The following is an 11,796-nucleotide window of genomic DNA, read 5'->3' on the forward strand; positions in this document are numbered from 1 at the left end:
TTAGTAATTATCTTTCGATATATAAGGACTTAATAGGACCTATTAATTTCTTCTTTATTTTTTATTTGCCTATCACTCACTTTAACTTTTCCTCCTAAATTGATTTTAATAGTTAATTTTACATACCTATTATCATAGAATCCATTTGTTTCTACAAAATTTCCATTTCTCTCTGATGTTGAATTAAAACTATACTCACGGAAAAGGTTATTTACATTAAGGACTAAAGTAATTTTATCATTTATTATTGCAGATAAATATAAATTTAAAATAGACCTTGCTTTATTATTTGTAAGGTCAAGCCCTACGTTAGGAAACACTTGTTGGTAATTAAAACCTGTATTGATTTTCTCATTAAATTTATAATTAAAATACATATACAAGACTGAATAAAATCCATCTATTTCTTTTGGTGTAATAGGATATATTTTTGATTTTGACTTTTGGTAACCACCATAACCTCCATAGTATAATCTAATTTTATTAATATTATTAATGAATGTTTGACTTATACCAAACGTTTCAGTATCAGTATAATTTAATGGTTTAATTAATTGATTTACATTATCATTATCGATAATAACAACTCCTCCATACATATCTTTAGTTGATTGAAAAAACAAGGATGTCCGACTGTATTTTTTTAATTTATAATTCAATTCTAAATTATGAGTGAATGATGGAGTAAGTGAAGGATTACCTTCCCAATAATAAAAAGGACTAGAATAATATCTAAAAGGGTTAAGGTTTGAAAAGCTTGGTCTATTAATTCTTCGATTATAAGAAAATGAAAAATTATTATTATTGTTTAGTCGATAGCTTAAATAAAAACTAGGGAAGAGTTCAGTATAATTATACGTATTCAATAATTTAGTAGATTTACTATCAGCTTCAATTTGAGTGTTTTCTATACGAAGACCGAGTTTAAAAGAGAATTTATTTGATAACTCTTTTTCACCACTTATAAACAATGATTGTGTATTCTCATCATAATTGTACTGATCATTTTGTATAAAACCAACGTCATAAATATCTGAAAATAAATAGTTATCTATTTTTGAAAAGGATACTCTTCCTCCATAATTTAAATCAATAAATTTAGTAGGGTGATTCATATCTAAATTTACAGAATAATTATTAATACTAAGATCCCCTGAGTTTATATTCTCTTGATCAGATAATAAGTTGTTATTATTATAAACTATAAAATTTCGTTCACTTTCAGTATTATAATTAAAATAATCAATATCTATATTTAACTCTTTTCCAAGAGTATCAATGGTATATTTTAAATGATAATTTAATGCATTATTACGCTTTTTTTTGTTTGAAATCCCTTTTGTAACAACCTCTCTACTGCTAATTGAATTATTAATAACCGAATTATCTATATCAGAAACATTTGGTTTATTTAATGATCCATTATATTGAATACCAGTAGTTATTTTTTTATTCAAATCATAATCTAAGATAAAATGTCCTGATAAGTTATTTTTTTTATTGATCGACTCTGTATTAGAATTCCATATATTTTCAGGATATATTACTTGTAAATATTCTTCTCCTTTATATTTGCCAAACGAATAATTTACACCTGTTCCAATTGATAAATTATTTTTTTTGAAATAATAATTAACTGAATTTATGCTTTGAGCATAAATACCTTGTCTATATGAAGATGAAATTATAGTTCTCCATTGATCTTTTCTTGGTTTCTTAAGGATAATATTAATAAGACCACTATTACCTTCTGCACTATATTTAGCGGGAGGACTGGTTATAATTTCAATACTTTTTATTTGATCACTTTGTAAACCTTGTAAATAATCAATTATTTGGTTAGGAGACATTTGTAGAATCTTTCCATTAACCATAACGCCTACTCCTTCGGCTTTACCAAGTATTGAAATTCTATTTTGATTAACCATTAGGCCAGGAGTAATCTCTAAAATGTTAAGACCATTAGCACCTGTAGCTAAGGCTGTCTGATCTATATTAAAAACATATCTATCTATTTTTTGTTCAATTAGATCATCTTGATTTTTAATTGTAATGGCATCTAGTATTATGGAAGGATCAATAATTAACGGGCCTAAATCAATAGATGAATTAATATCAACTACTTTAGAATAAAATTTTGTACCAAATTGATTTAACTCAAGGATATATTGTCCTTTTTCAACTTCCAAGCGAAACCTCCCTAAACTATCAGATCGAGTACCTACAATAATATGAGAGCTATCATTCAATATATTTACATTAATATATTCAAGTGGTTCCTCATCTATCGAAAGAACCTTTCCTTCTATTGAAAAGAATTGAGCATGTACATTTATTGAAATTAGTAATATAAAGAATAGGTTAAATATCTTCATAATTAGTTAGTTAGTCGTTTTGTAATTGGTTTTTATCAATGTCTTTTTTTTATGAATATTAACCAAAATAAATTAAAAAAATTCAAAAATGTTAACATTAAAAACACTGATCAATAGTTAATAACGGAATTAATCCGCAAACGGAAGTTGGCTTAAAGACCACTTTAATGTTTAAATTATTTGATAAATTCCTAATATAACTCTCTTTATTGTGAAAAAATGAAACTCCTTTCCATCTATTGTTAAGTCACACTTATTTTTCTTTTATAACCCAATCAGAAATGTAAATTTCATAATACACAGATAATGGACTTTAAGTAACTGATATGAGAGATAATTTATCAAATCCACTGTTTACAAGGTGGGCTGTTAAAAACTTCGATGATACAGAACCAAGTGTAGGTATAGGTTTTAGATAAATGTAGCTACAGTTACTCTTCAGTGGTTGAAAGTATTTGTTACCGAGGAAGGTATTCTTGTGTATTTTTAATTATCGTTTCTCCTAAAAGGTTATAGCTCAAGAAAGGCTGGTAGCTAAGTAAAAACTTTACTTCTATACAAGAATTACCAATGATGATATTAGACTATACAGGTATTGAACATTGACTAAACTGAGACTAAATTTTTGTTTATTTTGCCCATTACTTCTAAAACCCCTAGTAAGTCTCTTTCCTTTTTATAATGAAAAGAGACTTACTTTTGAGTTTATTTTAATGATTTAGAACTGCTAAACTTATTTTCAACATACGGTATTTCTACCACAATTTTTATTTCATCTGTAGGTTTTAATTTCCCTTTTTTAGAAGATATATCGTTTATAGATTCTACCAATTTAAGGTCGAGCGTATTCTTGTATCTATTTGATAGATCTTTGAGATTTTCTCCTTTTTTGGGATGAACTACTGTAACGATTTCAACTGTAAAAGATGCCTTCTCTTCTTGAGTTAGCACTCTTAAACTTTCTGCAACTTCTTCCAGAAGGTTAGCCTGCTTTTCTGGACAAATTCCTGTTAGCTGAAACAAGTTACCGTTTAATGGTATCCAACATGCATAAGCTGTTACATTCTCGTTATTTACAGTCTCTTTAAAAGAAAGGACAAAGCTATCTAAACCATTTATTGTAATTTTTTCTGAATTAGATAAACAAGCTTTTTCTTCTGGCTTTAAATTATTTAAAAATTTAGCAGCCGCTTCTTTCGGTTGTAATTTGGCATCGTCTAGCGTTAAAAAAACTACACCATTTCTAGATGGATTATAGGCACTTACATTCGTTTCGTGATTTTCTACATTCCATTCTTTAGGAAATTTTATTCTAAAGTCTAAGTCAGGATGCAAGAATTCGTTTTTTCTTACAACTCCTTGAGATGGACTCTGACCATACAAGAGGCTATCAAATTCCATCAAGAAATTGGATGAGATAGGTTGTTTTACAACAATATTTTCACCTTTTATATCTTCTTCAATTTTAGAAATTCTATCTTTTGTATAAGGGTGATCATTAAAATAACTTTTAACTTCTGCATGCCCTGTAGCTTTCTCAATAGTTTTAGACATTCGATCTAAAATAGACATTAATGCCTTAGGATCGTACCCTGCTTTTGTCGCTAATTTTACACCATCAACATCAGCTTCTGTTTCATGTTTTCTACTGTAAGAAGACAATAATAAAGCATTTGATGTTTGAATAGGAGCATTCAAAATATCACCTAAATTTTTATTTACCACGCCTACTAAATTACCAGGAACTTCTAATAACCTTGGCAAAATGCTTTTTTTCATTTGCTTGATCGAATGACGTTCATGTGCATGAATAATTTCGTGTGCCATAATACACGCTAGTTCATCTTCCGACTCAATGATAGGTAGTAAACCTGTTGTAATAAATATATAACCTCCGGGTAGTGCAAATGCGTTAGGAGTTTCTTCTGGTACAATATAGAATTGATAATCAAATTTTTTGTTGTCTAATTGACTCACCAATCTATTGCCTATTTTTCTAATATATTCTGTTTTCTGTTTATCATTATAGATTCCCATCTGAGCAGCAACAGATTTGGCATTTTCTTTTCCAAGCATTTTATCCAATTCAATGCTTTGTGCATTTGCAACAAATTGAAAGCATAAAAATACTAGAGATAGCACAATTGTTTTATTGATTATCATTGTTTTTAAATTATAAAAGTAAATGCGTTATAGATAAGTCCTTTACAATGTTTCTTAGTAAATACACTACAATTAGTCTAACTCATCAAGGTTTTTCTTTGCAAGCTCATCTGTAATAAAAGGTAAGCTTAAATGTAATGAAAGAAAGCTATTTCGGTTATCGTTTGCACTTATTTCATCGGTAAATACATCTGTCATTCCGTAGTAATATCTTAAATGCAAATGTATTCCTTTTCCTTTGTGAGCTTTGCCTAAGATATATCCAAAATCTGCTACTGCACCATAATCAATATTACCTGTAGAACTATTTATACTTTGTACAAAATCACCTTCAGCGCCTTTATAAGTAGCTTTAGAAGAGTTTAAAAACGAGACCTGGGGTCCTATACTGTATCTAAATTTTTTATTATTTGTTTGATAGCTAAAAAAGATGGGAATATCAATATAATTTAAATCTATTGAGGCATTAACATCTTGAAAATTAGCATCTAAACTAGGGTTTCCTGAATCTAAAGATAGCGAACTAAATTGTGCATTTCTTCTTGCTAAGAAGTAGATATTTGGAGAAATAAACCAATTATCAGCTACTTTAATATTCCCTCCAATGCCAAAATTAATACCTAGCTTAGAACTTTTAGAGTTATCTAAATTTGAATAACCCATATAGGTTGACCCTAATTCTAGACTAAGATTAAAATTTTCTGATGCCACTTTATCACCAAAAAGTAATGCTAAAATTGCAGCCTGTCCATAAGATTGTTGGTTAACAAAAAATGACAAACAGAAAGTGATGACGAATAAAACAGGATATTTTTTCAAAAGATATTTTTTTAGTTGAAGATGAAGTTATTAATTATGCAATACTATATTATTATTTCATATAATCAATTACTCAAACATTAAATTGTAGGTTATGATTAAATTTTATTGAAAGGAGCTCAATTCAGTTTTAGAACTTTTGTACTCATCAACTCCAAAACATCTCCTACATTAGATATTACATCTGCCATTTTCTCATGTACCGATCCTATACCCTCTTTAATAGAGTTTCCTAATTCACTAATTTGTGTTTCTTTATCTTCTAATTGATCTGTAATTTCGCTTTGTAAAGACAATAATGCTCTTAATTGCTTCTGAAGTATTTCCTCTTTTTCACTAGCGGTTAAATGCTTATTGTTTAATATATATATTGTTGTTTTCGTTTTTAAATCAGAAACTATTTTTTGCGTTTTACCTGTTGTATTAAGAAGTAGTTTTTGATTAAAATCCGTCAAGATATCCACTAAATTAATTCCTTTATCCTGCAAATCATTTAGTTTATCAATAAATTCAATTTCGTTATCTAGTAAAATATCTTCTAGAGAAGAAGAAACTAGCTTTTTTATATTCGTAATCTCCTCTTGGTAAGATGTAATTACTGAAAGTATTTTAACATTCGAATTAAATAAATTTGTATTCATAGTAGCATATTTTTTAGTAATAAAACTTAGCTTTTAATAGATTACAAAGGTTGTTTAATTCATTGGGTTATAAGTTATACTATTACCTAAAAGGTAGAAATAGGTAATTTACTTAGGTAGTAATTTTTTTAATATGGAGTATAACATTGTATCATTCATTCTTTTCAATTGCGTTTTCTATACACTGACTATTAGCTAGTTATACAATCAGATACAAATAACTTACACACAAGTTCAACGGTAATAATCGTATAAACGACTTTTACACCATTATTATATGAACAACTGACACGAATGAAATATTTTATTACTCTAGGCATCTTATTGATGACCATAAATTTATCAGCACAAGAAAGAATTAGTTTTAATGCCAATTGGAAATTTAAACTTAATGAACAAAAAGGTGCACAAGAAATTAGCTACAACGATAATGATTGGAGATTACTAAATGTACCACATGATTGGAGTATTGAAGGGGAATATAGCCAAGAGAATCCAATGGGAGGACAATGTGGTTATTTACCATCTGGGATTGGGTGGTATAGAAAAACAATTAAAGTACCTGAAGAATGGAAAGGCCAAGTGGTTTCTATTGCTTTTGATGGTGTGTTTATGAACAGTACAGTTTGGGCGAATGGTAAAAAACTAGGGCACCGTCCGTATGGATGGATTTCTTTTAATTATGATATTTCTGAAGAAGTTGAAAAGAGTAATGAAATTACATTTGTTGTTCGTGTAGATAATGATTTACAACCTTCGGCTAGATGGTATACAGGCTCTGGGATTTATGCAAATACTTGGATTGATGTAAAAGCAGCTGTTCATGTAAGTGATAATGGAGGTGTATTTATTAAAACTAAAGGCGATGAGGTGACTATTCAAACTGTAATAGAAAGTGTATTGGCTAAAACTACCAAAGGAACGCTTACAACTAAATTAATTGATAAAGAGGGAAACATTGTAGCAAAAGCAAATCAAAAATTCTCAATAGCCTCAAAAAATAGCAAAGAGATTACACAGGTAGTTAAAATGAATTCACCCCAAAAGTGGTCGGTGGAATCACCTTATTTATATACTGCCCTTACAGAAATTAAGATAGGTAAAAAGATTCATCAACAAGAGAAAACACGTTTTGGTGTACGAGATATAGAATGGATTCCAGCTTCGGGAATGTGGATTAACGGAAAAAATGTAAAGCTACAAGGAGTGTGTAACCATCAAGATGCTGGTGCGTTAGGTGCTGCTGTTCCCGATAAGATTATGCGTTTTAGAATAGCTCAACTTAAAAAAATGGGTTGTAATGCTATTCGGACCGCACATAACCCACAAACGCCTCAGTTTTATGATATGTGCGACGAAATGGGGATGCTGGTTATGGACGAAATTTTTGATGGTTGGCATAAAAAAGCAGCTAATGATTATGGAGCTCATGCTTTTGAAGAATGGTGGAAAAAAGACCTAACAGATTGGATAAAAAGAGATAGAAATCACCCATCAATAGTTATTTATAGTGTGGGGAATGAAACCAAAGGAGAAATAGGTAAAGAATTAGTAGAAAGGTGTCACGAGCTTGACAATACAAGACCTGTTACATCAGGACATTCACAATCTGAATATATGGATGTTTTTGGCGTAAATGGGAGTAGTGAAAAGATGGGTTGGTTTGATAATCTTGAACAAGATAGAGTTTTTATTGGTACAGAAAACACGCATACATGGCAAGTTAGAGGATATTACAGAACTAAAACGTGGTATAGAGATGGTTATCCAAGTAAACGCCAGAAACCATATTATTACCCTGATCTTACAGAAGAAGAAGTATTTACTTTCGATTGGACAAACTCGTCGAATAAAGAAAGTTACAAGCAGATATTTAATTCTAGTTACGACAATGCAATGGTGCGTTTAACATCACGCCAAAATATAGAGCAATTAAGAGATATCCCAAATTATGCAGGATCGTTTAGATGGACAGGGCATGATTATATCGGTGAGGCTTCTTATGTACACGGAGGATGGCCTTTTAAATCGTTTATGGGTGGAGCAATAGACATGGCAAATTTCGAGAAAGATTTGTATTACCTCTATCAAAGTCAGTGGACGACAACTCCTATGGTGCATATTTTACCTCATTGGACGCACCCAACTTTAGAAGAAGGAACAGAAATTCCAGTTTGGGTATATTCTAATTGTGATGAAGTTGAATTGTTTTTAGATGATAAGTCATTAGGTAAGCAAAAGCCTGGTAAATCTTGGGATAAAATGCAATGTCAATGGTTAGTGGGTTGGAAAGCAGGAACATTAAAAGCTGTAGGTTATAAAGGTGATAAAATTATTTGTGAGCAGATAATTCGCACAGCTAATAACCCATCAAAATTAAAATTAAGTATTGATGGAGAGAAATTAGCAAAAACTACCAATGATATTGTACAAGTACGTGTTACAACAACTGATGATAAAGGGGAGTTTTATCCTTATGGAGAAAATAGAAGTTTCTTTAAGGTGTTGGGTTCTGGAAAAGTTAGAGCATTGGATAATGGATCGCCCATTGATATCGAAAAACATTTTGAAGCAACAGATAGAATTGCCTTTTATGGGTTAACAAGAGCCTATATTGAAAGTACAGATGATAACGGAGCTATCAGTTTATTAGTCGGGGGTATTTTAGGTGAAAAGCGTCAAGTATCATCAAAAAGTGTATCTATTGATGTGCAGCAACTTGTTCTAAGAGGAAATATGCCAAAAGGTAAAGTAGCTATATTTTACACCGTTGATGGTAGCACACCAACTACATCATCTAAAAAATATAGATCTGCATTTGATGTAGAAATAGGCACATCTGTTAAAGCTTTGGTAACTTTAAATGGTACAAATGCACTAATAATGCACGAGAAATTTTCTTCAGAAGAAGGCTTTGTTTGGGATGCAGTTGCAATGGCTGCTAACCCGGGTGGAGACCAAGCCGAAGATGCTCGTTTTGATGGGGTAACTATTGCTTCTAAAGGGGCTAATTTTAATGGGAAAGGATATATAGATTTTGGTAGAAATAGTGGAGGTTATGTAGAGTGGTATCAAGAAAATGATGGCAGTGAGGGAGAATTTACATTACAAATAAGGTATAGTGCTGGCATTGATGTGCGAAAGGAACATAAAGTTAAACTTACTGTAAATGGTAAGGAGCAAGAACTTGTTTTACCTGCAAATAAAGGATTTAGAAAAACTTGGCAAGTGATAGATGTCCCTGTTATTATGGGTACAGGGGCAAATACAATTCGTATTACAGCATTGCAAAGTAATGGCCTTTGTATTGATGAATTGAAGGCAATTTAATATATATTTGACTGAAATAAATAAAGTAATACTGATATGAAATTCCATTTTTTACTAGGGTGTCTTTTGGGTATTTTGACCTTTTTACAGGCACAATCAAAACCAAATTTGATTATCATTCAAACTGATGAACATAACTTTAGAACGTTAGGGTGCTATAGAGATCAACTACCAGAAGAACAAGCGTATGTTTGGGGAAAAGGAGTAGAGGTTGAGACTCCAAATATTGATAGAATTGCAAACGAAGGAGCAATTTGTATGAATTATTATGGGGCATCGCCAGTATGTACACCTTCTAGAGCATCTTTCCAGACAGGGTTATTTCCGCAAAATACTGGGGCATGGAAAAACAATTTACATATGACGCCCACACTAACAACTTATGCAAAAGTTTTACAAAATAATGGGTACGCTACATCTTATGTTGGCAAATGGCATTTAGACGGTAATGAAAAACCTGGTTTTGCACCGAGTAATAAATTTGGCTATTCGGATAATCAATACATGTTTAATGGAGGACATAACCCTTGGTTTAAAGTAACGGAAGAGGGTGAGCATTTTCCAGTAAATAAAAACATGTATTACAAATGGAAAAAAGAAGGGAGAGATATGTCGAATATCCATTTCACAACAGATTATTTAACAGATAGATCGTTAGAGATTCTTGAGAGAGATAAAAATATACCCTTCTGTTTAATGCTGTCAATTCCAGATCCTCACACCCCAAATATTGTAGAAGGAAAGTACAAGCATCTTTATGATGACATGGTTTTTGAGAAACCTATAACAATGGTTGAAAATACAGAACAAAGACCATCTTGGGGAGCACCAAAAAATAAGAATGAGGCAAAAGATGAAATAGACCAAGAATACATGAGAGGGTATTTTGGCATGGTAAAGTGTATTGATGATAACGTTGGGAGAATTCTTAAGTTTTTAGAAGAAAATAAACTCGACCAAAACACAATCATAATTTTTACATCTGACCATGGTGATATGCTTTTTGAGCACAAAAGAAGAAACAAGTCGGTACCTTACGAAACAGCGGCTAGAGTACCTTTTGTAATTCGTTATCCGAAAAAAATAAAGGCAGGGAAAGTAATTAATGCTGCGTATGTAACTACAGATTTTGGTCCTACAATACTAGGAATTATGAATCAGAAAGAGATACCTAATGCCGAAGGATATAATGCAGCAGCAACATTTTTAGGTAAAAGTAAAGTAGTAACAGATAACCGTTTAACGTATTATAGAACTTCTGGAGGAGGCTGGATAGCAGGTGTTACAAATAGGTACAAGTTAGTGTTGTCTGTAAAAGAAAAGCCATGGTTATTTGACCTTGAAAAAGATCCAAACGAATTTTTTAATGTTTTCAATGATCCTGAGTACAAAGAAATAGCTACTAAAATGCATTCTGATTTATTGAAGTTGATGACAGAAGTTAAAGAGCCTGGCTTGGCTAAAATTCAAGGGGATTCTAAGTAAATAGGGTGTTTGGAATGTTATGAAGGTAAAGTACTATTGTACTCTTTAAATTGGGATTTGTTAAAAGAATATTGTTGACATTTATTTATTCAAACGAGTTATTGCAACCTATTTGTACAAGCTTAATAATTATGATGAATAAAATTACAACGTATTTTAGTTTACTACTCTTACTTCTAGGCGTTATATCTTGCGGCAATGACGAAGATGTATCCCCAAATGACACTCCTCATGATATTGAACACACAAAAAGCTTTTCGTCTATTGAAGTTCAAAATGATGCAACAATTAATATCTATAATGGAGACTTTGGTGTTTCGGAAGGTGTAGAATACACGATAGAAGGCAAAACACTAAAAATAAATAATTACGCTACTGAAAAGCAGATAAACATCTCTGTTAAATCATTGAAAGAAATTTCGACAGGAGATAGGGTAGTTATTAATTTCCCACAAGGCTTTATCAATTCAGAAAAAGATTTAGATATACATTCTGGGAATGACTCTAGATTATCTGCACAGTTCTTAGATATCGATCATTTACATATGCACATTGGCGATAGACCAGTTATAACAATATCATCTGTTTCAGCTCATTGTTTAAAGTTACATTTAGGGCACGATGCAAATGTATTTTTATCTCAGAATGATAGTAAATATGCGTTTATCAAAGAGTTAGAAATAAAGAAAAATAGTGGAAACGATCGTTTTAGATTAAATCATGAAATGTCTCCTAACCACATTGTTCCTGTAGAAAAATTAACTCTTGATATTGGACACGATACCTATGTGCAAGCAGTTGTAAAAAAAGAGATAAAAGGATATACAAAAGACCGTTCACAAATCATATTGTATGATAGTGACGAAGCAAAAATAAATCTTACACAAGGAAGTGAATCGTCTGTTACTAAAAAGAACATTTAAGTATTAAACGTTTTTATCTTACTATTAATCGCACTTTAAAAGAGTAAATTCTTTTGGAGT

General features: G+C 31.0%; 7 protein-coding genes. 3 read left to right on the forward strand and 4 right to left on the reverse strand.

The window, feature by feature from the left end; genetic code table 11:
• Positions 1-29 precede the first annotated feature (29 nt).
• The 4 genes from KM029_RS24770 to KM029_RS24785 form a co-directional block, all read right to left on the reverse strand.
• Positions 30-2,375 carry an outer membrane beta-barrel family protein gene (locus tag KM029_RS24770; protein WP_144077092.1) on the reverse strand — a complete coding sequence of 782 codons (2,346 nt, stop codon included), beginning with the start codon at positions 2,373-2,375 and terminating at the stop codon, positions 30-32.
• A gap of 705 nt (positions 2,376-3,080) precedes the next feature.
• On the reverse strand, positions 3,081-4,538 hold the full coding sequence (locus tag KM029_RS24775) for a M48 family metallopeptidase (protein ID WP_144077093.1): 1,458 nt from the start codon (positions 4,536-4,538) through the stop codon (positions 3,081-3,083).
• Between the two features lie 72 nt (positions 4,539-4,610).
• Entirely contained in the window at positions 4,611-5,357 is a 747-nt protein-coding gene (locus KM029_RS24780) for a porin family protein (RefSeq protein WP_144077094.1), read from the reverse strand.
• Between the two features lie 119 nt (positions 5,358-5,476).
• Positions 5,477-5,998 carry a hypothetical protein gene (locus KM029_RS24785; protein WP_144077095.1) on the reverse strand — a complete coding sequence of 174 codons (522 nt, stop codon included), beginning with the start codon at positions 5,996-5,998 and terminating at the stop codon, positions 5,477-5,479.
• A gap of 294 nt (positions 5,999-6,292) precedes the next feature.
• Between KM029_RS24785 and KM029_RS24790 the strand changes: the two genes are divergently transcribed.
• The 3 genes from KM029_RS24790 (at position 6,293) to KM029_RS24800 (ending at position 11,736) form a co-directional block, all read left to right on the forward strand.
• Positions 6,293-9,328: a glycoside hydrolase family 2 TIM barrel-domain containing protein gene (locus KM029_RS24790; RefSeq protein WP_144077096.1), complete on the forward strand. Its 3,036-nt coding sequence runs from the start codon at positions 6,293-6,295 to the stop codon at positions 9,326-9,328.
• 36 nt (positions 9,329-9,364) lie between these two features.
• Complete coding sequence (locus KM029_RS24795; RefSeq protein ID WP_144077097.1) at positions 9,365-10,813, forward strand: sulfatase family protein; 1,449 nt, start codon at positions 9,365-9,367, stop codon at positions 10,811-10,813.
• Between the two features lie 131 nt (positions 10,814-10,944).
• On the forward strand, positions 10,945-11,736 hold the full coding sequence (locus tag KM029_RS24800) for a hypothetical protein (RefSeq protein WP_144077098.1): 792 nt from the start codon (positions 10,945-10,947) through the stop codon (positions 11,734-11,736).
• Positions 11,737-11,796 lie beyond the last annotated feature (60 nt).

It is taken from the genome of Flammeovirga kamogawensis, from assembly GCF_018736065.1.
Lineage (GTDB): Bacteria > Bacteroidota > Bacteroidia > Cytophagales > Flammeovirgaceae > Flammeovirga > Flammeovirga kamogawensis.

Bases quoted from the DNA above. Each gene is read 5' to 3' on its own strand.
- KM029_RS24770 (WP_144077092.1), bottom strand. From the start codon at position 2,375: ATGAAGATATTTAACCTATTCTTTATATTACTAATTTCAATAAATGTA.
- KM029_RS24775 (WP_144077093.1), bottom strand. From the start codon at position 4,538: ATGATAATCAATAAAACAATTGTGCTATCTCTAGTATTTTTATGCTTT.
- KM029_RS24785 (WP_144077095.1), bottom strand. From the start codon at position 5,998: ATGAATACAAATTTATTTAATTCGAATGTTAAAATACTTTCAGTAATT.
- KM029_RS24790 (WP_144077096.1), top strand. From the start codon at position 6,293: ATGAAATATTTTATTACTCTAGGCATCTTATTGATGACCATAAATTTA.
- KM029_RS24795 (WP_144077097.1), top strand. From the start codon at position 9,365: ATGAAATTCCATTTTTTACTAGGGTGTCTTTTGGGTATTTTGACCTTT.
- KM029_RS24800 (WP_144077098.1), top strand. From the start codon at position 10,945: ATGATGAATAAAATTACAACGTATTTTAGTTTACTACTCTTACTTCTA.